The sequence below is a fragment of the Fuerstiella sp. genome (genome assembly GCA_022447225.1).
In the GTDB taxonomy this organism is placed as follows: domain Bacteria; phylum Planctomycetota; class Planctomycetia; order Planctomycetales; family Planctomycetaceae; genus S139-18.
Map to the genome: position 1 here is coordinate 68,009 of JAKVAZ010000003.1, position 23,554 is coordinate 91,562.

22 protein-coding genes are annotated in these 23,554 nt (G+C 52.5%); 8 read left to right on the forward strand and 14 right to left on the reverse strand.

What is annotated here, in order from left to right:
• Positions 1-205: 205 nt before the first annotated feature.
• Positions 206-829 carry a sulfatase-like hydrolase/transferase gene (locus MK110_03300; GenBank protein ID MCH2210301.1) on the reverse strand — a complete coding sequence of 208 codons (624 nt, stop codon included), beginning with the start codon at positions 827-829 and terminating at the stop codon, positions 206-208.
• Between the two features lie 847 nt (positions 830-1,676).
• Here MK110_03300 and MK110_03305 point away from each other — a divergent pair.
• On the forward strand, positions 1,677-2,114 hold the full coding sequence (locus MK110_03305) for a TIGR03546 family protein (GenBank protein ID MCH2210302.1): 438 nt from the start codon (positions 1,677-1,679) through the stop codon (positions 2,112-2,114).
• A 98-nt stretch (positions 2,115-2,212) separates the two neighbouring features.
• Positions 2,213-4,042, forward strand: a complete 1,830-nt coding sequence (locus tag MK110_03310; GenBank protein ID MCH2210303.1) for a TIGR03545 family protein — start codon at positions 2,213-2,215, stop codon at positions 4,040-4,042.
• 31 nt (positions 4,043-4,073) lie between these two features.
• Here the strand turns inward: MK110_03310 and MK110_03315 are convergent, their stop codons facing one another.
• On the reverse strand, positions 4,074-4,841 hold the full coding sequence (locus tag MK110_03315; GenBank protein MCH2210304.1) for a sugar phosphate isomerase/epimerase: 768 nt from the start codon (positions 4,839-4,841) through the stop codon (positions 4,074-4,076).
• On the opposite strand from MK110_03315, the gene MK110_03320 reads away from it, so the two are divergent.
• Positions 4,840-5,154, forward strand: a complete 315-nt coding sequence (locus MK110_03320; protein MCH2210305.1) for a hypothetical protein — start codon at positions 4,840-4,842, stop codon at positions 5,152-5,154. The two genes, MK110_03315 and MK110_03320, sit on opposite strands and share 2 nt — an antisense overlap.
• A gap of 1,086 nt (positions 5,155-6,240) precedes the next feature.
• Here MK110_03320 and MK110_03325 read toward each other — a convergent pair.
• Positions 6,241-7,179, reverse strand: coding sequence for an MBL fold metallo-hydrolase (locus tag MK110_03325; protein MCH2210306.1), 939 nt, complete (start codon positions 7,177-7,179; stop codon positions 6,241-6,243).
• Between the two features lie 94 nt (positions 7,180-7,273).
• Positions 7,274-7,531 (reverse strand): hypothetical protein, encoded by a 258-nt coding sequence (locus MK110_03330; protein ID MCH2210307.1) that lies wholly within the window; start codon positions 7,529-7,531, stop codon positions 7,274-7,276.
• On the opposite strand from MK110_03330, the gene MK110_03335 reads away from it, so the two are divergent.
• Both MK110_03335 and MK110_03340 read left to right on the forward strand, forming a co-directional pair.
• A complete protein-coding gene (locus tag MK110_03335) occupies positions 7,530-8,756 on the forward strand; it encodes a molybdopterin molybdotransferase MoeA (protein ID MCH2210308.1) in 1,227 nt (408 codons plus the stop codon). The two genes, MK110_03330 and MK110_03335, sit on opposite strands and share 2 nt — an antisense overlap.
• Positions 8,757-9,094: 338 nt before the next feature.
• Positions 9,095-10,672: an alkaline phosphatase D family protein gene (locus MK110_03340; GenBank protein MCH2210309.1), complete on the forward strand. Its 1,578-nt coding sequence runs from the start codon at positions 9,095-9,097 to the stop codon at positions 10,670-10,672.
• A gap of 495 nt (positions 10,673-11,167) precedes the next feature.
• On the opposite strand, the gene truB is transcribed toward MK110_03340, so the two are convergent.
• Both truB and MK110_03350 read right to left on the reverse strand, forming a co-directional pair.
• Positions 11,168-12,133 carry a tRNA pseudouridine(55) synthase TruB gene (gene truB / locus MK110_03345; GenBank protein MCH2210310.1) on the reverse strand — a complete coding sequence of 322 codons (966 nt, stop codon included), beginning with the start codon at positions 12,131-12,133 and terminating at the stop codon, positions 11,168-11,170.
• A gap of 98 nt (positions 12,134-12,231) precedes the next feature.
• Positions 12,232-13,161, reverse strand: coding sequence for a tetratricopeptide repeat protein (locus MK110_03350; GenBank protein MCH2210311.1), 930 nt, complete (start codon positions 13,159-13,161; stop codon positions 12,232-12,234).
• Positions 13,162-13,767: 606 nt separating this feature from the next.
• Here MK110_03350 and MK110_03355 point away from each other — a divergent pair.
• Positions 13,768-15,147 (forward strand): trypsin-like peptidase domain-containing protein, encoded by a 1,380-nt coding sequence (locus MK110_03355; GenBank protein ID MCH2210312.1) that lies wholly within the window; start codon positions 13,768-13,770, stop codon positions 15,145-15,147.
• Here the strand turns inward: MK110_03355 and MK110_03360 are convergent.
• From MK110_03360 to larB, 5 genes are all read right to left on the reverse strand, one after another.
• The gene (locus tag MK110_03360) at positions 15,115-16,278 is read right to left on the reverse strand and encodes a cysteine desulfurase (protein MCH2210313.1); all 1,164 of its coding nucleotides are present in this window, start codon (positions 16,276-16,278) and stop codon (positions 15,115-15,117) included. The genes MK110_03355 and MK110_03360 overlap by 33 nt on opposite strands.
• Positions 16,279-16,314: 36 nt before the next feature.
• Positions 16,315-16,686, reverse strand: a complete 372-nt coding sequence (locus MK110_03365; GenBank protein MCH2210314.1) for a DUF2237 domain-containing protein — start codon at positions 16,684-16,686, stop codon at positions 16,315-16,317.
• Between the two features lie 225 nt (positions 16,687-16,911).
• Positions 16,912-17,364 carry a glycine cleavage system protein H gene (locus MK110_03370; GenBank protein MCH2210315.1) on the reverse strand — a complete coding sequence of 151 codons (453 nt, stop codon included), beginning with the start codon at positions 17,362-17,364 and terminating at the stop codon, positions 16,912-16,914.
• A 505-nt stretch (positions 17,365-17,869) separates the two neighbouring features.
• Positions 17,870-18,244 carry a DNA mismatch endonuclease Vsr gene (vsr, locus tag MK110_03375; protein ID MCH2210316.1) on the reverse strand — a complete coding sequence of 125 codons (375 nt, stop codon included), beginning with the start codon at positions 18,242-18,244 and terminating at the stop codon, positions 17,870-17,872.
• A 46-nt stretch (positions 18,245-18,290) separates the two neighbouring features.
• Entirely contained in the window at positions 18,291-18,953 is a 663-nt protein-coding gene (larB, locus tag MK110_03380) for a nickel pincer cofactor biosynthesis protein LarB (GenBank protein MCH2210317.1), read from the reverse strand.
• A 109-nt stretch (positions 18,954-19,062) separates the two neighbouring features.
• Between larB and MK110_03385 the strand changes: the two genes are divergently transcribed.
• Positions 19,063-19,272 (forward strand): hypothetical protein, encoded by a 210-nt coding sequence (locus MK110_03385; protein MCH2210318.1) that lies wholly within the window; start codon positions 19,063-19,065, stop codon positions 19,270-19,272.
• On the opposite strand, the gene MK110_03390 is transcribed toward MK110_03385, so the two are convergent.
• The 3 genes from MK110_03390 to MK110_03400 form a co-directional block, all read right to left on the reverse strand.
• Positions 19,269-20,090, reverse strand: a complete 822-nt coding sequence (locus MK110_03390) for an SDR family oxidoreductase (protein ID MCH2210319.1) — start codon at positions 20,088-20,090, stop codon at positions 19,269-19,271. The two genes, MK110_03385 and MK110_03390, sit on opposite strands and share 4 nt — an antisense overlap.
• A gap of 69 nt (positions 20,091-20,159) precedes the next feature.
• On the reverse strand, positions 20,160-20,678 hold the full coding sequence (locus MK110_03395; GenBank protein MCH2210320.1) for a YfcE family phosphodiesterase: 519 nt from the start codon (positions 20,676-20,678) through the stop codon (positions 20,160-20,162).
• An 88-nt stretch (positions 20,679-20,766) separates the two neighbouring features.
• On the reverse strand, positions 20,767-21,681 hold the full coding sequence (locus MK110_03400; GenBank protein ID MCH2210321.1) for a radical SAM protein: 915 nt from the start codon (positions 21,679-21,681) through the stop codon (positions 20,767-20,769).
• A gap of 427 nt (positions 21,682-22,108) precedes the next feature.
• Here MK110_03400 and MK110_03405 point away from each other — a divergent pair, with 427 nt between their 5' ends.
• Positions 22,109-23,242 (forward strand): glycosyltransferase, encoded by a 1,134-nt coding sequence (locus MK110_03405; protein MCH2210322.1) that lies wholly within the window; start codon positions 22,109-22,111, stop codon positions 23,240-23,242.
• Positions 23,243-23,554 lie beyond the last annotated feature (312 nt).

The window sequence follows — 23,554 nt, forward strand, 5'->3', positions numbered from 1 at the left end:
AGTTTGAGACGAGTCCTGAAATCATTTAACGGTCTCCTCAGGTTATGTCATGCCAGGAGGCTGCAGGTTGAGCCTGTCCTGCTGATGAACGACTGTTACGCCAAGTTGGTAAATGGCAGTCTGTCAAATGTCGATCCGTCTCCGGTGACACGTGGATCGTGCGTTTCAGTGAGCACCTGGATCAGACGTTGTGAAAATTCGGCTTTCACAGCATTCTCATGCCGGCGGTCGGCCACATTGCGGACCTGATTCCGATCGATCCGCAGATCGTAAAGCTCTTCTTCCGGTAACAACTGTTTTGCCGCTTGTTGATTATCCTTTCCGGTAACAAACTGATTGAACCATATTCCTGCTGTTTCGTAACCGGTAGCCTTGGATCCGTATGGTGCGTCTGCGGGGCGACCGGGACTCCAGACCTTGTAGGTGTATCCGATATGGTATCCGGCCTGTTGAAAAATGAGAGGGTAGGTAGGGATTGTTTGGTCCCAGACGGCCCTTGGAGAATGGCCCCGAGTCGGGTACGCCAAAAATACTGACCCGAGAGCAGTGAACTGCGGCAGGGCGTACATGAGGGGGCATTAACGAATGCCTTTGTGAACAGGACACCTTCCCGGGTAATCCGGTCAACGTTTGGAGTTTGAATGAGATCACTCGGTCCCCCTGGTTCGATAGCTGCGTAAGCTCCGGCATACCGGCCAGAGTCGTCAGCAAATGCGAACAGGATGTTGGGGCGATCATTTGTCGCAGCGGCGATTACAGTATTTAACCACAGAACGCTGATTGTGCAGACCGCACAACGGGTTGAATACGCGATGTCAATTTTAGTCATGGTCTCTGTTGGCAGCCGGCAGGCAGATATACCTGCGCAGAGGTTCGGCTGATCTCTCTCTGTCTTTGACGATTTCGGTGTGAGCTGTCGCGCGGCAACAATGTGACGTTCATCCTTGACTCGATGTCAAACGAACATCGGATATGTACCAACGTCGGATCAGATGTTAGGGAGATCGTATTCTGCAAAATAATGAAATCCAGGATGACAGTCATTTTGTAGAGACGACTGCTGCAGTGGAGAGAAAGTCGCGGAGGGGCCCGCGTTATGCACGTTCCCGTTGATGACGCAGTATTTCCTGTTGCCTTCGTCGCTTATTTTAAAAACAACATGGACTGTGTCGTCTGACTGCCGGTCATTACGGGAACATCATTGCGTCGCCACACTGCGAGGGTTGTGATCGTGCAGAACCGGATCCTTACGGGTACGAATTATCTGAGAGCAGAAAAGACGCCTGCGTCAGGAACCGTGACGACATGAACGGCGATGTGGAAACGGTCGTTCCCGGCTCCCGGGACTTATGTCAAAGCGGTTTGTTGATCTGCTGCAAATCCTGTCAGACCCTGCACCGACTGACTGACACTACGGTCGTGATTCGGCAGGAAAGACCGCCCGGAGGGGGGTTGCTGCAGATATCACCAAAACGAACCCGGGTTAAAATGTGGCTGAACAGTTGCTCGAACGAACTCAGTTGCCTCATCTTGACCACCAGGGAGACAGTCAGCAGATTCACGTTCAACGAAGTTAATCGACTCTTCTTCATGGTGGCGTGATGTTCCTGTTTTTGAAACCTGTAAGACTCTGTTTGGCTGCATTATCCGGGCAATCGTCACCAGGACAGCTCTCCATGGGACTTGCGTTCGGAATTCTGGTCGGTCTGGTTCCGAAGGGAAATTTGATTGCGGTTTCTCTTGCGGCGATCCTGGCTGCATCACGTGTCAATCTGGGGATCGCAGCAGGAGCGATTGTATGCTGCAGTCTGGCGTCCCCGCTGATCGATCCGGTGTCGCATGTGATTGGCAGTTGGCTGTTGAAGCAGCCCGGGCTCACTGCATTCTGGACATGGTTGTACAACCTGCCGGTGGTTCCCTGGACCGCCTTCAACAATTCCGTTGTCCTGGGCAGTTTTGTTGTTGGTCTGATTCTGCTCTATCCGGTTCACAGGCTCAGTCGTCCGGTATTTGAGAAATATTCAGATGCAGTTGCCGGATGGGTTCGGCGATCTTGGTTTACCCGCGCACTCATGGGCGCGGAGTGGGCCGCGCGTGTCGGCGCTGTTGAGTAAAGTTCCACTGCCGGGCGAGATGTTGGGCAAGGTCTGAACGGGTGCTGCATACAGGAGTCGGTTGCCCTGGCGGGAACAGGAGTTACAGGAGATCTATTGTGCGATGGTCCTGGTTGATACCTCGGTTAATTCTTCTGGCACTGATCTGGGCCACGTTTGCATTTGGCATGGATCCTTTGCTCCGGCATACGGCCATCCGCGCCGCACAGTCTGCTACCGGGGCCAAAGTCGATATCAATGCATTCATGACCGGAATATTTCCTCCTAAACTCAGTGTGAGAGAAGTGGCGCTGGCCAGTGCCACTTCACCTGGCACGAACCTAGCAGAATTCGATGAACTGAACTGCCGCATCAGTCGGAATCCGCTGTTGCGCAAATGTTTGGTGATTGAAGAAGCTCGGGTAACCGGACTTCGCTTCGGAACCGTTCGTAATGCTGACGGGCAGCTGGAAATACAGTCTGAACCGGGAAATCAGCAGCCATCATGGATTGCGGAAAGACTGAGGAACATTGGTGACGCATGGCTCGAAGACCTGGTTCTCGATGTGCGGCAGGAACTGGATCCGAATGCTCTGGAAACTCTGCGCACCGGCAGGATACTTAGCGTAAAATGGGAACAGCGTCTGGATTCACTGCGGGAAGAACTGGGGGCGTTTAAGTCACGAGTTGAAATTCTGCAGAATCAGATGGACAGCGTGAAACAGCTGAGACCGGTGGCTCAGACGCAGCAATACCTGCAACTTGCGAAGGAAGGAGAAACGCTGCTTCGGGATGCCCGGCGTCTGCAAAACGAGATTCAGACAATTGTTCCCGAAGCTGGAGCCGATCTGTCCCTTCTCGACGTGGCCCGACAAAATGACCAGCGGGAGTTGGTACAGAGAATTCGGCAGCTGAAAGTCAGCCCCCGCGGGATTACTGAATCGTTGATCGGTCCGGAATTGTATCGACATTTACATCAGGCTCTGACCTGGCTGCAACTTGGTTCGAAATATCAAAAACAGATACGCCGGCAAATGCGGGTTGTGCGTCATCGGGGTGTGGACCTCGAGTTTCAGCTTCTTAATCCGACACCTCAATTTGAATGTCGCCGCGCCGAATTCAGCGGAGAACTAACAATCGACCAGCAACTGAAGCCGTTTCAGGCCGTACTTTCCAATCTGAGCAGCAATCCCAGACTTTCCGGCCAGCCCACAGAGTTTCGGCTGGATACACAGGGTGAGAAGCCTTTGCGAATGATGGTTCGCCATGATGCCACAAAAAAAATTCCACAGACGGATGTGGCGGCAGGATTCCATCAGAGCCAGCCTCGCATTTTGAGTGTTGGCAGGAAAGAAACGGTAGCACTCGATGCTGCACTAGCGAATCTCCGCTGGAGTGTACGTATTCAGCTTACCGGCAGTGATATCGACGGCCGAATCAGTCTGGTTTCCGATCTTCACAGTGCTGAGTTGACATCCAAAAACATGACACCTGTGATTCGAGAGGCAGTGTCCGATGTTTTCGCCGACATTCACACGGTGGATGCGACCGTTCGCTTTAACGGGCCTGTCAACGCTCCTGCCATAGAGATTGCGTCAGGATTTGGTGAGACTCTTGCTACCGGACTACAGTCAGTATTTGAAATTCAGGTGAAGCAGTTGAAGACTGACGCTGTCCGTCAGGTTGCGGAACTTGCTGCAGAACAAAAACAGCGACTGGCGAAGGATCTGGGAGGCAGCTACCGTCAATTGGTTGCTGACCACAAGGCTACACTGGAGAAGGTTCAGGAGACTCAACAGCTGCTGTCCGGACAGATGAAACCGCAGGATGTCATTCGTCAGGTCTCTAAATCCGGCATTCTGGGAAAGAAGACAGGCGCCAGGGTTCGTGGTCAGCTGGATCAGAGTCAAAAACTTCTGCAGGGACTGGGTGGCAAGGTCTTCCGCTGACGACAAGCAGTATCCGGGAGTATAGGGGCAATTACGAGTTTGACACGAACGCGGTGTCTGTCGCTGCAGCCGAGAACTCATTCAGGCCGCTCAGAATGCGGGACATCACGTAGCCGGTGCCTGCCATCTGACGACAGCTGCGACTCAGTCGGAGGATGCCTCCGGACAGGATACAACGGCGCCAGCAGTCCGGAAGGTCCTTCCACGGGCTACCACCCCGCAGAACAATCATTCCTTTAATGCGGTGACTTCCCAGCCCTTTAACCCAGTCAAGCGGGGATTCGTCTTTCGGCACAAACACATCATCGCGCCCTCCGATCACATTATTAAGTGCGATCTGAAGATCAATACGAAACCGCAATGCGTCGTCGAGACATCGATTGAGTCCTTCCTGAATGGTGCGGCTGGCATGATTGCAGGTATGGCCTGTTCGTGAACCCGGCACAACGACCAGCGACTGAGCATTGAACGAAGCAGCCAGTTCCAGTGCCCTCAGAATGTCGGCGGCAGCAGATTCATAATTTCGTCCAAGGGTTCCGGTGAAGCCGCCGGCGTAACCGATGGCGGACACCTGAAGTCCGTTTGCGTCCAGCACGTGCTGCAGTTCCTGCTGCCCAAGACGAATGATCTGCTGACGTCGAACACTAACCAGGCGAACGTGCCTGCTTTTGAGTTCCGCGACTTCATCTGCAAGTTCCGTCGGAGACTGAGCGTGGAGAGGTTCTGACTGAAGTAATTCCTGACTGGTCTGCGGTGGAAGGTAGATCCCGTTCGGCTGCCGTTTCAGGAAAACATCCATGCTCTATTTCACTTCAGAAAAGTCAAATGGACGGAAGGGCGCAAAGGTTATTGTTCGTGACCGGATCTTCAAGGGCAGAATCAACGATTCATCGGAAAAGGACAACATCGTGTTTGCAAAACGCAACTGCCGAATTTGTGTGACGCGTTCACCGCAACTCATTGTTCAGTATGGAAAGGTGTTGAACGTGCGGCAAAGCAGGGACGCATCGGGAAACCTCAGGCTCCTGGAATTGTGCCAACTTGTATTGATTCCTGCAGACCTGAAAACGCATTGTTTTGACTGGAGTGTAACTGCAGACGCAGAACACTAAATAAAGCCTGGCACGAACACCGACATACTTTGCAGTCGAGAGCAAAACGTAAAGAAAGACCACCTCTGTGGAAAATTCGAGTCGGATGTTTTGATGATGAATTTGGGATGACGAGTGGCAGCAGTTCAGGTTCACGCAAGACTCAGTCAGTTGCCGAATCCGGCGGAAGCATGATGCGGTATCACCGTATTGAATTGCTGTAAAATAAATTCCTGCAGCAGGTTTATTGTTTCACACGACCTGACGCCTGGCAAGTCAACCGACATTTGAAATAAGTTGCCAGTGAACCGACAGGGAAGTAATCATTAGTTTGATTCGGCAATCGTCTCAGCAAAACCCGGTTCTCAAGGGAATATTTAGTTCTTGAGGCTGTTGCTGACGATTGTAGTGAGGCTTAGGTGACGTCCGGTGTCACGGCAGTTCGGGTTTCGAGCGGAGATTTCGTTTTCTCAATATATCCGGCAAAACGTCTGTTCTGAGAATGCGAATCGATTCGCTGATCCGGTGGACGTTTGAGGGGATACAACATATCGACTCTGATGTAGTTGAGATTGTCGTGGTGTTCCGAATGGTCGCGAACCCGCAGACGGCGGGTGTTCGGGTGCCCGTGGTGACAGCAGTCGTAAGGATTCCCTGGTCGGAGTTGTTTGTCTTTCAGATCATGCACGAGTGCACTGTGTGTTATGCAGCATATTACGATCCCTGTGTCGGACCGGTTTTCGGAACGCCCTGGAACGGATCAGTCACCGAAGGTTAATGAATCAGTTCGGACTTAGCGAACATTAGACCGTTGATCTCAGTTGCTGCGTGTGCAGACTGAAAAGCCGGATAGTCGTCAATCACTGCAATATGTATAGGTCACGGAGGCTCATTCTCACCCCGAGTGTCCTCATTGAGTGATCTCATCATCAAAACCAATCGGATCTGAAGTGGCTTCACAGTTCTGGGACACGTTGGTCGCATTTTGTGTCACCAGGACTTCGAATCACACTGTTTGGTGGGATTTATATCCCGCACGGTCATCTGGAGGACCTCGGTCTGCTGAACTCAGGGAAAAGACGCAAAATATTCAGTGTTCGACCGACGTTATACGACTGAATACTCGCCTTCGTTGCAGGACGCACGACCTTGGCTGACAAGATACTCCAGGTGGGCTTGAGCCTCAGCGCAGCCAAGCATGACATGAATATTGGTAATGTTTCCAAACAATTCCATGGCGATCTCATAGACATTTGAAGGCCCCTGCTGACGCAGAATCAACGCCACATTGTCCAGTCGTCGCTGGTGGTGGTCATTGAGGCTTTCACAACGGGCGTGCAGATTCTCAAATGCGATTCCATGTCCGGGCAGTACCAAGTCGATATCGGACGCCAGTTGGCGACACTGATGGAGCGAATTGAGGAATTCACGCAGCAGACCCTGGTGCTTCAAATCACCGCCACCTATGTTCGGTGAAATATCCGGAAGAATATGATCTCCGGAGAACAGTATTCGATCGAGCCTGAGACAAATGGACCCCATTGTATGTCCGGGCGTGTGAATCACTTCCAGTACTGCACCACCCAGATCAATCCGCTGCCCGCCGGTAACAGCGGTTGGTCGTGCCGAATGAATCTCCCATTTGGCACGGCCGGGTTTTGGTGTTATCTCTGCGGGAACGTTCCATGATTTGAAACGTTCTGCGATGAGAGTTCTCCAGCGGTGTCCCTCAGGATCAACATTCGATACGGCGTCGGATTCAATTTCGTGAATCAGTATTTCTGCACTGGATTCTTCCTGTAGCCACCATGCGTTGCCCACATGATCGATATGTTTGTGAGTCAGCACGATACGACCGATATCCCGGACATCAATATTTTCGGCTTTCAGTGATTCCCGTAATTCCGTTCGGGCTTTCTCAGTGGCAACTCCCGTATCAATGACTGTTAATGGATCAGAATGGATGACGTAGACACAGTTTTTCCCTTCGAAGAACGGATTGGGAATCTGCAGCGTTGTGATGCGAAATGGGGCTGTGGGTTTCATGTTGAGTGTTACTGTTGACGTCAAAATGTTGTTCTGCGGCGAAACAGGACTTCCGGCAGGGGCTAGTCAGTCAGTGTACTCGCTGACCGGAATGTTACAGGTCACTCCAGGTTGGTTTCCAAAGATAGAACGCTGTTCTCCGGCGCTCGGTACTTTCCACATTGATGAATGCGAAACTCCAGTCCGGTGTTCGTCGGGGTGAACTGCTGAATACGAAGTGGTAACGGTCGAAGAAATGTTGACCTGGTGTTAACCGGACCAATAAAACCTGCGGTGGATTGCTGACCTCTCCGTACCACGCCAGAATACTGACAACTTCATCACCCAACGCCGTACCTGGCCAGTCCACCATGCTCACTGTTGATCAGGCATTGAACCGGATTCTTGACCGGACATCTCCGTTGTCGCCGGTTGACGTAACTTTGCACGACTCTCTCAACCAGGTTCTGGCGCGGTCCCTGGACACTCCACATGACTCCCCTCCGTTCGATAAATCGATGATGGACGGATTTGCCGTCAGCAGCACACGGGTATTCGACGGAAAGTCCTGCACTCTGAATGTCATAGAGACGATTACTGCCGGGACCCTGCCCACGCTTTCCCCGGGCATAGGTAGTGCATCTCGGATCATGACCGGTGCACCGATGCCCCCTACTGCGGATTGTGTGATTCCGATCGAGCACACCAGGTTCGATGAGGATTCTCCTGAATTCGTAACGATTTCACCGGAATATGTGAAAGCAGAACAAAATGTACTCAGACGTGGCGTGTCTGCTAAATCAGGGACACGGTTACTTGATGAGGGTACATGTCTGCGTCCCCAGCATATTGCCGTACTGGCCGAATTCGGAGTGGCAGATGTTCCGGTAATGCCAGGACCGACGGTGGGAGTCCTGGCAACCGGTGACGAACTGGTCGAATTTTCTGAAGCATTGACGCCAGGATGTATCAGGAATTCGAATGAACCGATGCTGGTTACACAGATTCGTCGTGCCGGTGGCGTTCCTGTGCCTCTTGGAATCGCCCGTGATCAGGAACAGGAACTGAGCAATCGGATCATTGCCGGGCTTGAGGAGGATGTCCTTCTGCTTTCCGGAGGTGTGTCTGCCGGGATACTGGACTTAGTGCCTTCGGTACTTGCCGGCGCCGGTGTGAAGCGGGTGTTTCACGGGATTCGAATGAAGCCCGGAAAACCATTGTGGTTTGGGACACTACGGCGTGATCAGCGACAGTGTTTGGTGTTTGGTTTGCCAGGAAATCCCGTCAGCAGCATGGTGTGTTTTGAGGTGTTTGTTCGGCCGGCACTGGAGAAAATGGCCGGTCTGACACCACACGGTTCCAGAAACAGGATCGCGACTTTAACGGAGGATGTCACTATCCGGGGGGACAGACCAACGTATCTGCCTTCAGCACTGGTCCGCACGGCGACCGGGCTGACGACTACACCTGTGGCTTGGGGGGGATCAGCTGACTTACGCTCAACAGCGGAGGCCAATGGTGTTTCCTGTCTGGAACCCGGTGGTCAGGGACACCATGTAGGAGACAGTGTACCCGTGATTTGCTGGGATGACGTTTGAGCGGGACCTTCTTGCGGCAGTGAAAATTTGTTTTATCAATGACATTGACTGCCACGCGAACAATCTTATGCCCCTTGTGTGAATTGGGAATAACATTCACGCGACCTCTTAAATGTTGGTGGCATGCGTTCCAAAAATCTGAATCATGTTTGATATGAATCCATGTGTCGTATGTGGTCAGAAGAGAAGTGTTGCACACACCGTTTGTGTATTAAAAACTGTCAGAAGACTGACGGCCCAGGGCACCTGGGGGCGGCCGGACTTACGAGCGTGATCTGAGGAATTGATTGAGAATTGACTGTCAACATCGCACAGCCCATGAACGGAAAATTGCTTCTATGACCAGCCAGTGGAAAACTCCGTCCCGTTGTTACGGTGTCGATCGACGTTCGTTCCTGCGTTATCTGTCGGCGGTTTCGGCGATTCCATCCATAGCTCTGCGTTCTGAAGCGTCGGCGATTGGCTACACACAATTCAAAACGAATCCGTTTACGCTGGGGGTTGCATCGGGCGATCCCTCGTCAGACGGAGTTGTTCTCTGGACACGGCTGGCGCCCGACCCTCTGAACGGTGGAGGGATGCCAAACGTATCTGTGCTGGTGCGGTGGGAAGTCGCAGGTCAGGAAGATTTCAGTGATGTTGTTCGCAGCGGTGTCGCTGTTGCCTCTGTTCAGCTGGGCCATTCAGTTCATGTTGAAGTGGATGGTCTGGAGTCGGATCGCTGGTATTTCTATCGCTTCCACGTCGGTGATGAGACGAGTGCTGTCGGACGGACAAGGACAGCTCCGAACGCAAATGCAATGCCGAAGCGTATGAGGTTTGCTTTCACTTCGTGTCAGCACTACGAGCACGGGTATTTCAATGGCTATCCGCACATGCAGCAGGAAGACCTGGATCTGATTATTCATCTGGGAGATTATATCTACGAGGATGCCGGCAGGGACGGACGACTCAGGAAACACATCGGTAACGAACTCAACAGTCTTGTCGATTACCGAAATCGCCATTCCCAGTACCGTCTTGAGCAGTCACTGCAGGAAGCACATCGTCACGTTCCGTGGCTGGTGACCTGGGACGACCATGAATTTGACAACAACTACGCCAATCTTGTGTCAGAGGAAGACGGAGTGTCACCGGAAGAATTTTTGATTCGTCGAATGAATGCCTATCAGGCGTATTACGAATTTATGCCCCTGCGTCGCAGTGCATTTCCACAGGGTCCGCACATGAAATTGTATCGAGCGTGCCGATTTGGACGACTTGTAAAGTTTTACGTCCTCGACACTCGTCAATACCGTACTGATCAACCCAACGGCGACGGTCTAAAGCCGATGGAAGGAAAAGTGTTTGACCAGCGTGCCACGATCCTGGGAGACAGACAGGAAAGCTGGCTGATGGGAAGTTTGCTGGATTCAACCTCGGTATGGAACGCTCTGGCTCAACAGGTGATGATGGCGCCCGTGAATCGAGGGAATGGCGATCAGGATAAATACAAGATGGATCAGTGGCCGGGATATGACGTCAGTCGGCGACGCCTGCTGAACTTTTTCCACTCGCGAACCGGTTTGAACCCTGTGATATTAACGGGTGACATCCATGTGAACTGGGTCAATGACCTGCGTCTCGATTTTACCGACTCGACGTCGCCTGTTGTTGCCGCGGAACTGGTTGGAACCTCGATGTCTTCCGGCGGAAACGGAGGCAACATCATTCCGGAATTTGAACGAGCTGCCGCGAATAACGAATTCGTTCGATGGTATGATTCCAATCGTGGTTATGTTTCCTGTGAAGTTACACCACAGACCTGGACAGCCCGTTTTCGTGCGACACCATTCGTCGATCAACCCGATTCTCCTGTCTTTACCGCCGGGACATTTGTGATTGAGGCAGGACGCGCGGGAGTTCATTCGGCCTAGTGCTTATCTGACAATGCATCGAGTGTGCGGGTTCGGCCCGTGAAATTCATCTGGTGCTGGTGTAGAGGCACACGTGTGTACAGCAAATGGTGACATGGTCGGGATTCTGTGCCCGTGGAAATGTTTGCGTCGGTGGTATCGCTGTCGTGTTCGGTTGAGATTAATGGACTCGTGCGTCAGTGCATCGTGAGCCGGTTGGCGACCGGATTAAACGATTCCGTGGCGTTCGCTACAGCCCGGCCGCACTATTCGGTGAAGCGTACGGCACACCGATTCGCCCTTTGGAAGTTGTTCGGCGTTAATGACCTGTGTTTTCTGTGATCCGGTTAGCACTGGCCGGCACACGCTGGCATCAATCCGTCATTGCTGTCCGTGTCGGGACTCTTTGTGAGTCTGAGAGTCAGCCTCAGCGGGTTAGCGAAACGTCTGTGGCTGATATGGTTCGGTGGGTGTTGATGTCCACATGGCCTTGTACGGCCAACGGAGTCCATTAGCTTATGGCTCCGTCTGACGATTGGTGTCGGGTGTGAAGACTGTACGAGGCTGAATGCGTCGTCCCTGCTTTCGGATTTCGGCGAGGGCCAGCAGTTGGGTTCCACAGTCTGACAGGAGAGCCACCGATGGATGCCCGGTCAGTTCGTGCTGATCAGCCGGAAGTTGTTGTTTTTGAAACCTCTGTTTTTGCAAATCAAAAGAGCCTCCGCGTGAGACGATCTCCTGTTCTGTTTCAGAGCATCGGTACTGAGAAATATGGCCTGTGACCTGGACTGCCGGCAGGAGGTTCTGAATTACGTTTGCAGCGGTCAATCTGTTTACATCTACCGAATCATCAAGGCAGAATGCACCGATCCGGGTGCGTTCCAGAGCCGTCATTAATCCGCCACACCCCAGTCGATCACCCAGATCTCTGGCAATTGATCGTATATAGGTTCCTGACCCGCACTGGATGTCGAGAGTGATGTTTGGCCAGTGGAAATTTAATAATTCAATGGAATCGATTCGAACCGGGCGTGCGCGCAGTGTTACCTGACTTCCCTGTCGGGCGAGGGTGTAGGCTCGTTGGCCCTGAACTTTGACCGCAGAATAGACGGGCGGGATTTGCTCTATAACTCCGCAGAACTCCTGCAGCGTTTTCTCGATTTTTTCCTGCGAAATGACCTGCAGGGGAAGAACATTCCTGATGTTGCCTGTGCTGTCATCAGTATCGCTGTACTGGCCCAGGCGAAAACGGGCCCGGTAGCTTTTCGAAGGCTGTTGCAGGATCGATACCAAACGGGTAGCCCGGCCCACGCACACAAGCAGAACACCGGTGGCCATCGGGTCAAGTGTTCCGGCGTGTCCGACCTTGTTCGGTCGAACCAGAGACTGCACAGTATTGACGACCTCACGAGAGGTAACTCCTGCAGGTTTGTGCAGATTGAGGACACCGAACAGACCTTGGGATGATGAAGTACTTGCCATTGGTTATGAAGCTTTCAAGACCTGCATCGGTTCACGCAGGGATCCGGAAAAAACTGTCTTTCGTCGGATACCGATGAACCTATAGACGTATTACATGTCTAGATCTGCTTTTTCATATGTGCCCGAATGGCATTTGCGGATTCGGCGACCGTATCCTTCATGTTGGCTAGTTCAGAGATTGTGGCGTCCAGGGATTCCAGTGCGGAAAATGCTTTGTTTCTTGAATCCTCTCGTGACGCAGCCATATGAAGTGTATGCATTTGTTTCGGAAGTGAATCATCCAGAATCTCTATCATCGGTTGCACAGCGTGCCGGAGTTCTCTCGCCGTTGTTCTCATGAACTCGCGTTCCTGGTTCCGGTCTCCTCTGGAAAGTTTCCTGGGAACGATCGAACGTTGAGATCGTGCCAGGACTTTTTCATCGACCAGTCGACCAAACGGTGATGCTTCGATCCGGCCGTCCCTCATTCGGCTGTCGATCTGTTCCTGCAGTTTGTGTAGCGTTACAGAATCCGGATCACGTTCCAATGCGGCGGTGATAACCCGAGAGGCTTTAAGATAGATTTTTTGCTCAAGAAGCATGTTTGTCAGATTGATTATTGCCTGTGTATTATCGGGTTCGAGTCTGATGCACTCTTCGAGTGCAGATATTGCCATCCTGGGTTGATCCAGTCGTTTTTGGGCTATCGCCAGATTGTAGTAGGCGATCGCACATTTTTTGTCCCGCTGGATGGCTTTGCGAAGCGCATCGGTTGCACCCCTGTAATCGTCGCGGCTGTTCAGCGCTGCGCCGAGGTTGACCCATGCACCTGCGTCCCTGGGGTCGAGTCGCGTAAGGTAACGGAAGACTTCCGCAGCTTCGTCCACGTGCCTGAGGCGGAACAGCAGGACTCCCAGCATCTCCTGAGCGACTCTGTCGCCTGGAGCTTCTTTCAGAACACTGCGTAGTGTCGTCACGGCCTCGTTGTACTCTTTGTTCCTGACCAGTTGTCTGGCTTTACGAACAAGTGCGGATGGGGTATTCGACATGAACCGGTCTCTTCATGAAGGTTCGCGTCCGGCATATTGTGCCGAGTGCAAAAGTTACAGCGGAAATGTACTTGAATTGAATTTGCAGGAATCATCGTCCGACGGCGACTGGTTGTCGCCCCTCATGCCGGAACTGCCGAACAATTTCAGACACTGTCCAACCCGTACTGCCACGACCCGATTCAGCGGTTTGTTTGCCGGTCGTCCTTGAGCATCCGAGTTGGCATTCCAGATATGAGCCACGCATTCCGCCCGGCCGCATTAACATCTTACCCAGAATCACATGCTTACAGCCAGGTAAACTTTTCCGTGTTTAATTCACTGCGTTCAAGCAGAAAATCCGAGGCAACCGATGCTCGACTCTGTCAGTCTCACTCATTTTGATCCGTAAAATTCGGACAGTAGCCACTGCTGAAGACATTCCGGTTCTGACCTCGGTTCACCTGTGGAAGTATGGTTTCTGTTAGGTGGAACGAGGTCGGAGCCGCGAGAGCATTCAACGGCCTGCGGTTCGACAGCCTTATTCAAAGGCACAGGTGCTGCATGTCGGCTAGCCTAGTCCGATTCTTGGTTTTCAACGCAGTTGCCTTTACCTGTGTGTCGGTTGTGGCATCTGATCAAATCAGCGTTCGGGAGACACCACTCGTAAGAGCGGTTCGCGAATGCCGCAGTTCAGTGGTCAACATTCATACTGAAAAGTCGGCAGACCGACAAAACCGGTTCTTTACACCCAAAGAACGCACAGTGACCGGTATGGGTACGGGCATCGTTGTTGATGAGCGGGGATATATAGTCACCAACTGCCACGTGATTTACAACGTGGACGTGATCGTGGTTACTCAGGAAGACGGTGAGGTATACACGGGGCGCGTTTACCAGACTGACAGAGCTCACGATCTTGCGATCATTCGTGTGTTTCCTGATAAACCGATGAAAGTCATAGACATCGGAATGTCGTCTGACGTCATGCTGGGTGAGCGGGTGTTCGCCGTTGGTAACGCATTTGGTTACGAACATACGGTTACTGCGGGAATCGTCAGTGCCGTCTCTCGAGATGTAGAGGTGGATGAAACACAGTCATACACAAATTTGATTCAGACCGACGCCAGTATCAATCCCGGAAACAGTGGTGGTCCACTGCTGAATCTGGACGGGGAAGTGATTGGAATCAATGTTGCCATCCGTGCCGGTGCTCAGCGCATTGGGTTTGCCATTCCCATTGATGATGCGCGTCTTGTGATTGCTCAAATGTTGAATTCCGGCTCCCCGGACCCGATTGCTCACGGTCTTGTGGGAACTGATATCAACCTGCCGCACGATCAGCACCTTGTCATAGACAATGTCATTACCGGCAGTCCCGCCGATCGATGCGGTCTAAAGGCCGGTGACGTAGTACGACAGGTGGAGAAAACATTGATTAGTGACAAAGCAGACTGGGAACGATCTCTGCTGGACCTGACGAACGATAAAAGGCTGAACCTGACGGTGGATCGGGCAGGGGAGTCAATGTCGCTGCAGTTCACAATTGGTGGTGCCGGGTCGGGAACAACATATGTGACAGCTCATCCGGCATCTGTTTCCGGCCGTCCGGGCATACGGGCGGCGGAACGGCAGATTCCTTCAGTACAAAATGGTTCTGAAAGAGCCTGGCAGCATTTTGGTATCAAAGTTGCCAAATTATCTGAATCTGAACGCAGACTGCTGCCGTCCCGTTACAACGGCGGTATGAAGATTCTGTTTGTCCGGAGTGACGGCGCCGGGGCACGTCACGGACTGAGGAACGGTGATGTTCTTGTTGGTTTGGACGGATACGAGACGCTTGCCGAACAGAATCTGAGTTTCGTTCTGAACGAATACCGGCTGAGGGCACTGGACGAAATATCGTTTCAGATTATTCGCAATGGAAACGAGGCACTTGTCGGTAGCATCAGGCTAAAGAAAAACGCCCGCCGTTCAGTGACGAAACGCAGGTCCGTCCGACGTTGAGGACATGCGCGCGGCGATACTGCAAATGCGCTGTGCGGCCAGTTCAATCTCCTGGGCCGTGTTCAGACAGCTGATAGAAAATCGCACTGAGGACATGCACAGGTCGGGGGGGATGCCCATGGCCAGCAGCGCCGGGGCTGGATCCGCCGAACCACTGGAACATGTGCTTCCGAGTGAACATGCAATACCGGCCAGATCAAAATTGATCAGCATGGCCTCACCTTCCAGTCCAGGAAACGCGACCGAAAGCGTGTTGGGAAGCCGCCGAATTTGAGAACCGTGTACGATGACTGACGGCGAATTTGCTTCCAAACGACGCTGGAGATCGTCTCGAAGTGTACGCACTTTGTCGATCCGTTCGTCCGGATATTCCCGAAAGTGATTCAGGGATGCTGCCATTCCGGCAATCAGTGGAACCGGTTCCGTACCGGCCCGACGGCCAACTTCCTGATGCCCCCCCTCAAGCAGTGGTTTGAGACGAGCTCCCCGTCGCAACAACAGCCCGCCGATACCTCGTGGAGCATGAAACTTATGTCCCCCGAAGGCCAGTGCGGTGGCACCCAGTGCCCGAAAGTCAACGTTGATTTTACCGACAGCCTGGACTGCATCGACAAACAGCGGGACCTGATGCTTTTCACACAGCTGACTGAGTCGGGTCAGGTCCTGAACAACACCGGTCTCATTGTGGGCCAGGATCACAGCCACCAATTTCAAGTCAGCCCATGGAAGGCTGTCCAGAGAGTCTGTGGTAAGCAGCCCTTCCTGGTCTACCGGTATAGTGACCAGTTTCATTCCCGACAAAGCCACCTGACGGCAAGCGGCCGTTGTGGCAGGATGTTCGCCGGCCGTCAGTGCGATCACGCCGCGTTGCCCGGCAGGCAGGCCGTGGATGGCCGTGTTGATAGATTCAGTACCTCCGCTGGTGAAGATGACTTCGTCCGGTTCGCAGTTCAGAGTCTCGGCAACGACGTCCCGTGATGAATCCATCAGTTTGCGAGCGTCTCGGCCGAAGTCGTGCTGGCTACCCGGATTGGCAAAGGATCGATTCCATGCTTCGGACAACGCCGCAGCCACACAGGGCAAAATTTGGGTCGTTGCGTTGTTATCAAGATAGATGCGTGGTTCTGACAACTCACCGGACTTTCCGTTACTAAGTCACTGACGTCGTTAAACGACGTCAGCGTCGACGGCGTACTCGATCAGTGTTTCCATAGACAGAAACTCAATTGCGGACATATGTGTTGCCTGGAGAACAATCTGAGGCGCGGACCCCGCTTCCAGTGCTTCAATCCATCTCGGCAGACACAAACACCATCGGTCACCTGGGTTGAGACCGGGGAATTCAAATTCGGGTCGAGGAGTTGACAGGTCATTTCCGGCCGCTTTGGAGAATGAGAGAAACTCTGCCGTCATCACAGCACAGACAGTATGCATTCCTGCATCATCCCCGCATGTGTCACACGTGCCGGTGCGGAAGAAGCCTGTCATCGGATCGGATGAGCATACAATCAAATCGCCGCCAAGTACGTTTTTTGCCATCTCGTCTGTTCCACAAGAGTCTGCTGAAGTGCATCGCAACTGTTTTGTTGAAGGTCATTACTGAAGTACGATGAAGCGCAGGGTGAACGCCGTCATCACGCCATTCCATACACGTTTCAGATAGATGTCTGTTGCTGCCGATCTACTCCGTCTTTACCGGCGGATCGGGTCGTCAGCAACGAACGCATAGAATGTGATCAGAAACCTGATGGAAACGGAAAGCTTTCAGTTTAACTGGCCCTTGATGGTACGCTGTGTCTTTTCCCATCCGTCAGCAAGAAACTTAATATACTGCTCGGGTGTCAGCAGTGTATCTTCTGTTTTCATGTCAAACAGCCACCCTGTGCCGTAATTGTCTGTATTGATTGCCGAGGGATCATTGAGCAACGCTTCGTTGAAATTAACCAGGAACCCGTCAAACGGAGCAAACAACGAAGAGACTGCTTTCGAACTTTCGATTTCACCAATTTCCTGACGGTCGGTAATCGGGGTTCCGGAATCAATCGACCATTCCAAAAAATACACATCCTGCAGGAGGCGGACAGAATAGGCGGTGAGGCCGACACGCAGCACCTCATCATCCAGTGCTTTTAGCCAGAGGTGTCTTGGTGAATAGCCGCGGTCACCGGGAATGCCGGCCCGAAAGTTGCCCATCATAAAGTGAAGCTGATCAGCCATCTGGTTGCAGTGTCCGATAGTTCCATGAATTTGTGCGGTGATGCTGCCTGCGACAGCCAGGACCGGATGCGTCCAACCCGTTGGAGTGTGGTGCAGCTTCAGTTGAACCGGAATGGTTTCGTCAGGTGACGGTATCCGTTTCTATACTGAATTTACCCTGACGACAACAATGATTGGGATATTCGGATCAGCCGAGACCGGCAAGTGCTTGACATTTAGTCGATACCCGGAGAGGCTGTCGCCAACTTATTCGGCATACACTGAATGTTTCTCTGATCATGATCATGCCACATCGATGCCCCGTCTGCGAGAAAGAGTTCGAGCCGAACGTGGAAAACTCCGAATCCTTATTTCCCTTTTGCAGCGATCGGTGCCGATGTGTCGATTTGTTCCGCTGGTTTAACGGACAATATAGAGTCGTTGAAGACATCGACCCTCAGACGGCGGAATTACTCCAGGATGACCCAAACATCACTGTGCGCGATGACACCCACTAAACTTCCGACTATTGGCCGAGGAATTTAGTCAGTCTCGGAATCACTCGTTGTTCCGGTTCCCGGGTCCAGCATTCCCATACCGTCAATACGTCCCAGCCGGCTGCTCGAAGTGCGCGACGATTTTGTCGATCACGCTTAACGGTGCCGTTGCGTTTGTCTAGCCAAAACTGAACGTTGGTTTTGGGAGCCACCCGGCCGAAACGGCAGCGGTGCTGATGCCAGAAACACCCGTGGACAAATATGATTTTATTTCGGCCGGGCAGCACAAGGTCCGGTTTGCCTGGCAGATTCGTGCGGTGCAGTCGGAATCTGTAGCCCATCTGATGGACGATCGACCGAACAATTAACTCCGGTTTGGTATCACGCCCGTGAATGCGTGACATGTTAAACGACCGCTGTTCGGGAGTATGAACATCCACGATATGTCATTTAATCCTTTGGTGCCAAGGTTTGGCGGGCAATCAATCCGGCTGCATATCCGCCGCGAAATCCAGCATCGACGTTGACAGTGACGACGTTACTTGCACATGACGTGAGCATCGACAGCAAAGCCGTCACCCCGCCCAGGGACGCCCCATAACCCACTGATGTCGGCACTCCGACGATCGGACAGCCAACATGTCCTCCAATAACTGACGGCAGTGCCGCTTCCAGTCCGGCAACCACAACAATGGCAGACATTGTCTGCAGAACGGGAATATGACGAAGAAGTCGATGAGGCCCCGCGACACCGACATCTTCGATCAATTGGCAGTCGATCCGCATCCACCGGAGTGTTTCCAGGGCTTCCTGGGCCACCGGGGCGTCACAGCTGCCGGCCGATACAACAGCAGTTGAACCGGCATGTTGGTCGGCTGGCGGACAACCTTGGGCGATGATTGTCCTGGCAACCGGATTGTAGGCGGCATGTGGAAAAGCCGCACAGATTTCTTTGGCAGGCTCCGGTTCAACACGGGTGACAAATCCCTGCTGCCCCACTTCGTCCTGTCGACGCAGAATTTCGACAATCAGTGCTGCCGATTTTCCTTCTCCGTAAATAACTTCAGGAAACCCGCACCGCGCCGCCCGGTCAAGATCCACTTCAGCACTCACATCAGCGGCTCGGGCAGCATCTTCGGACGGCGTGAGAAATCCCTGAAGCAGTCGCGCAGCACTCTGACGCCGGTGCTCATCGGGAATGAGGTCGCGGAGTGTATTGAGGATGTCGTGGTTTGTGTTCAGTGTTAAAGTCTTTTTGAGTTATCGGGACACAGCGAAGCCAATTCGTGATCAGGCACCGCCAAATTCAGATAAGACCCCCTGGTTTAATGATGGGCGGTCACGTCACCAGACGATCGGAAAAGATTCACTTCCGTCTCTTCCATTCTGGAACGGCAAAGGGGGGGACTGCAGCTGGTCTCAGGAGTTTTAAATGGTTGTCGAGCTGAATCCACCATCGACCACGATATTTTGTCCGGTGACAAAGCTGGAGGCTCGCTCCGACGCAAGCCACACTACGGCTCCGGCTAGTTCCTCGGCTTGGCCAAATCGGGCCATCGGCGTGTGGCCGATAATTTGTCCGCCACGTTCGCTGTAGCTGCCGTCCTCATTGTACAGAAGAGCACGGTTTTGTTCGGCCGGGAAAAATCCAGGGCTGATCGCGTTCACACGGACACCACGCGTGGCCCATTCCCGTGATAAGAACTGCGTCAGATTCAGCACAGCGGCTTTGGCAGCCGAGTATGCAACGACGCGAGACAGAGGAACCATGCCGGCCATTGATGCAATGTTGATAATGCTGCCTCGTCCCTGCTCAGTCATTGTTTCTCCAAACACCTGGGCCGGCATCAGTGAACCACCGACCAAATTTAGATCAAATACCTGATTCCAGGCTTCCCGTGGCAGGGCACAGAAATCACTTCCCGGCGGCAGAGTCGCATCCGGATGATTTCCGCCGGCAGCACTGACAAGAATTGAAACGGTACCCAGTTCCCTGGTGACGACGTCGCGTGCTGACATCAGTGATTCTGCATCCAGCGCGTCGACGCTCTGGAAAAGAGCCGTCCCTCCGGCGGATCGGATCCGGGCAACCTTTTCACTTCCGCGTTTCTCACTGCGTCCTAACACGGCGACGCGCGCCCCGCATGCTGCCAGAGCGTCGGCCATTGCTCCACCCAGAACGCCGGTGCCTCCGATAACCACAGCGGTATCGTTCGACAAATCAAACAGATCATTAGTGATTCCGGTCATTGTTTTTCCTGTGCCTGGTGATCCTCAGTTTACCCGTTGATTCAGTTTACCCGTTGATACTGTCCGGATTCAGCCGTCCACGTAAACCGGTTCAGACATTTGTGGAAGGTCTACAATTCTGGCTTCACGGGTTGTGGTCTCCAGAACAGCCAGAGATGGTTTTCGATACATCCAGCCACCGATTTCGCCTGGGTTAATAAACACACGTCCGTGTCGATCTTTCGCGATGCTGGAACGGTGGCTGTGGGCGAAGACAACGACATCGGCACCGTCAATGTAGTCGCGTATTTCAGTGAGTTGATGAGCCATCAGGATATTCAGACCGTCTCCAGTGCGAAAGCAGACCGGCCCGTGGGCGAGTGTGCCAACGATTTTCATTCCACCCGCGATTCCAGTCCGGTTGCCGTCATTGTCACCAAGGCAGGCAATAACCTTACCTCGGAGTTTCCGCAGGGATGGTACCACCAGAGGCGAAACAAAATCGCCGGCAATCAGGACGACGTCCACCTGTATCCCGTTAAGAAGATTGACAGCATGCCGTGCATTATCGACGTTATCGTGAATGTCTGCAATTACTCCGATCTTCATCGATATCGATCCGAATTCCGCTGATAATAACTGGTCGCACCTGAAGGGACTGGCCATTAAGGCTACCGCCCGACTGTAATCGTTACAATCACGGGAAAAACTTTGCTGTAAGGCCACAGCGGGAACGGATTCTGTCTGCGATGTCCTCCAGCTGTCCGGCTGTCAGCGGAGACACAAACGACTCTGCCGGTCGGCGTGCGACTGTGTAGATCTGTACCAGCTCAATCCGGCCTCCGGCTGCAATTACCTCGTTGAGGCGATTGCAGTATTCTGTGATTTCAGAATCTGAGGGGCCTTGCTGGTGGACGTTCATAAACAGGCTTTGGATTACCAGCGGACGAATCTGAGCCGCTGCGGTAATGTTGTCCAGAATCTGTCTGAATGGAATGGTTGTTCGCTCAATCAGCCGGTAATACTCTTCAGTTCCCGCATCAAGCTTGGCCCAGATCTGTCCGCAATTACGGTCCAGTGTCCGCAGGCCGCGTTTGATATGGTCTCGGTGAAACATTGAAGCATTCGTGATGAGTACCATCTTTGTTTCCGCAGGAGTCAGTGTTTTTCGCAGCTCCGCTGTTCGCGAGATAATCTCATCGAAGTTGACAAAGGTTGTTGGTTCTCCGTCTCCGCTGAAGGCGATGTCATTGAGTCGCCGGAGTCGGAATGGAGTGTCCTGGAATCGCACTGATGTATAGATTTCTCCGGAAACGGCCAGTTTCAGTACATTTCGGAGTTCGTCCAGCAGCTGATCCATGCTCACAAATTTTGTATCCGCATCAGAACGTCGATCGACCTGACAATAGATACAGTCGAAATTGCAAATCCTGTCCGGGTTCAGATTGATCCCGATCGAAAGTCCTTCGCTGCGGCGTGACACCACAGGATAGACGAATTTGTTTTGCGCGAAATTTCGGCTGTGTCGCCGGAACACGTCGGGGCGTGCGCCGACAGTGTCTGTCGGTGCGTTGAGAGCCGTCAATGTTTCCGGATTCGGATGGGAAGCCATGGAGCCGGTCACCTTCATTTTATCGTTATCGCAGCGGACTGTGCTCGTTATTCTTGCGCCTCAGCCGGAAAAGGCCAGCAGCCACTGCGATGGTTTGAAAAATTCACCGAAGGGAGTCGGTATTCATGAAGTTTCACCTGTTTCCTGCGTTTATTGTCTCTGCTGCTGTCCGCGGATGTCAACGGTCAGATGTGGATTCGGACCCGTCAAACAAAGCTTTGCAGTTGGTCTTTGTTCTCGAGTACGATGTTTTTCGGATGGCGCAGCAATAGATCCAAAAACGTTAGGAAGATCACGCGACTAATTAGAGAGAGTAGGGGCAAGCACTCGCGGTATGGTTCGCGATGACCAACAAGCCTAGCCTGTTTCGATGTAATAAGTTCAGTGTAACGATCAATAGTGAATTAAAAATGGAAGTTGCACCCAATTGAAATGGCGATTGTTACATATCTCCAAGACACTAGGGCTTGGGGGAGCAGAGCGTCAGGTCGTTGATAACGCAAAATTTGCTCAGGAAAAATATATTCCGGTAAAAGTTGCGTACATTCACGGCTCGGATGGCCTCGTTGATGAACTTGAATCTGCGCAAATTTCGTCAATTCGTTTAGGCCATGTGGGATGGCGTGGATTGCTCAAAGCTGGAAGATCGTTAAGGCAGGAGTTGCGGGGCGGGGGGAACGGAATGGTGACCGTCGTCTGTCATGATCTCTACACTAGAATCGTTTTGTGGATTAGTGGTGTTTCGACTGAGAATATTTTTGTTGTCGCCGTTTTACATGGCATGCATTATGACGCCTACCCTGCGGTAACCCTCCGTAAGAGGCTTTTAAAGAAATTACATGCCAGGTTATTAAAGCACGCAGATCGGTTGATCGCCGTGAGCGGGGCGGTTCGAGAACATTACAACCAACATTTAGGATTAGATTGCCGATTGGTTATTCCAAATGGCATTACGCAAGATGTGATGGAATTTGTCGACAAGCGTTCCAGACGGCGTGCGCTGAGTTCCTGTGGAAAGGTGTATTCTTTGGTGAGCGTGGGGCGGTTGGTTCATGAGAAGGGTTTCGATGTTCTGCTGGAAATTTTGAAGCTGTTAAAAGAACAGTTGTCTTTTCATTGCACGATAATCGGAGATGGGCCCATGCGTGGGCAATTGGAGGCACAAGTATCAAAACTAAGGCTCACCGATAAAGTTACTCTTCTCGGCTCCATTTCTCATGTCGACGTTCTGGAAACGTTAGACGCTGCTGATCTTTGCCTTGTGACCTCAAGACAAGAGGGTTTTCCGCTTGTGCCCGTTGAATCCATGGCGCTCGGTGTGCCCGTGATTTCCTCCCTGGCGGGTGGAATACCCGAGCTTATTTGCGATGGAGTAAATGGATTTCTGGTGGATCGTTTTGAACCTGCTGAGTTTTCGGAAAAAATAATAAAAGTCCTTGAAGACCCCATGCTTTATATGGATTCGTCATTGGCTGCAATTGAATCCGTACAAGCTTACAAACCAGGGGTGCTTCAGGCTCGCTGGTTAGATGCCTATTTACCAACCAACTCGCGGACGTAGTGGTGGCTGGTAATCAGTATTTAAAACGTCAGGCTGAGGCTTTGGGAGCGCGAGCCTATTGCTTGGAGGTTGCCGAAAATACGGAGCGCATTCTTCAGCGTGCCCCACATGAAGAAGCCCGGCGTAACCCTGGGCTGGTTAGGTTCACGCAGTACGGAAAAGTATCTGCATCTACTTACGCCGATATTTATTCGTTGTTTCAGCGGTTCCCGAAGGCACGCTTGCTTGTCGTCGGAAGGGGCGCATACCGCCAAGCGGAATCAGTTGGACCTGGCGTGAAATATCCGCGTGGTCATCATGCTCAGAAACTGG

What these genes read in the sequence shown, in the direction of transcription:
- MK110_03330 (MCH2210307.1), bottom strand. Translation starts at nt 7,531, where the DNA reads ATGGTGGACTGGCCAGGTACGGCGTTGGGTGATGAAGTTGTCAGTATT.
- MK110_03320 (MCH2210305.1), top strand. Translation starts at nt 4,840, where the DNA reads ATGCTCTATTTCACTTCAGAAAAGTCAAATGGACGGAAGGGCGCAAAG.
- MK110_03315 (MCH2210304.1), bottom strand. Translation starts at nt 4,841, where the DNA reads ATGGATGTTTTCCTGAAACGGCAGCCGAACGGGATCTACCTTCCACCG.
- MK110_03385 (MCH2210318.1), top strand. Translation starts at nt 19,063, where the DNA reads ATGTCGTGGTTTGTGTTCAGTGTTAAAGTCTTTTTGAGTTATCGGGAC.
- MK110_03325 (MCH2210306.1), bottom strand. Translation starts at nt 7,179, where the DNA reads ATGAAACCCACAGCCCCATTTCGCATCACAACGCTGCAGATTCCCAAT.
- MK110_03350 (MCH2210311.1), bottom strand. Translation starts at nt 13,161, where the DNA reads ATGTCGAATACCCCATCCGCACTTGTTCGTAAAGCCAGACAACTGGTC.
- MK110_03390 (MCH2210319.1), bottom strand. Translation starts at nt 20,090, where the DNA reads ATGACCGGAATCACTAATGATCTGTTTGATTTGTCGAACGATACCGCT.
- vsr (MCH2210316.1), bottom strand. Translation starts at nt 18,244, where the DNA reads ATGTCACGCATTCACGGGCGTGATACCAAACCGGAGTTAATTGTTCGG.
- MK110_03400 (MCH2210321.1), bottom strand. Translation starts at nt 21,681, where the DNA reads ATGGCTTCCCATCCGAATCCGGAAACATTGACGGCTCTCAACGCACCG.
- MK110_03305 (MCH2210302.1), top strand. Translation starts at nt 1,677, where the DNA reads ATGGGACTTGCGTTCGGAATTCTGGTCGGTCTGGTTCCGAAGGGAAAT.
- MK110_03395 (MCH2210320.1), bottom strand. Translation starts at nt 20,678, where the DNA reads ATGAAGATCGGAGTAATTGCAGACATTCACGATAACGTCGATAATGCA.
- truB (MCH2210310.1), bottom strand. Translation starts at nt 12,133, where the DNA reads ATGGCAAGTACTTCATCATCCCAAGGTCTGTTCGGTGTCCTCAATCTG.
- MK110_03365 (MCH2210314.1), bottom strand. Translation starts at nt 16,686, where the DNA reads ATGGCAAAAAACGTACTTGGCGGCGATTTGATTGTATGCTCATCCGAT.
- MK110_03340 (MCH2210309.1), top strand. Translation starts at nt 9,095, where the DNA reads ATGACCAGCCAGTGGAAAACTCCGTCCCGTTGTTACGGTGTCGATCGA.
- MK110_03300 (MCH2210301.1), bottom strand. Translation starts at nt 829, where the DNA reads ATGACTAAAATTGACATCGCGTATTCAACCCGTTGTGCGGTCTGCACA.
- MK110_03370 (MCH2210315.1), bottom strand. Translation starts at nt 17,364, where the DNA reads ATGGCTGATCAGCTTCACTTTATGATGGGCAACTTTCGGGCCGGCATT.
- MK110_03335 (MCH2210308.1), top strand. Translation starts at nt 7,530, where the DNA reads ATGCTCACTGTTGATCAGGCATTGAACCGGATTCTTGACCGGACATCT.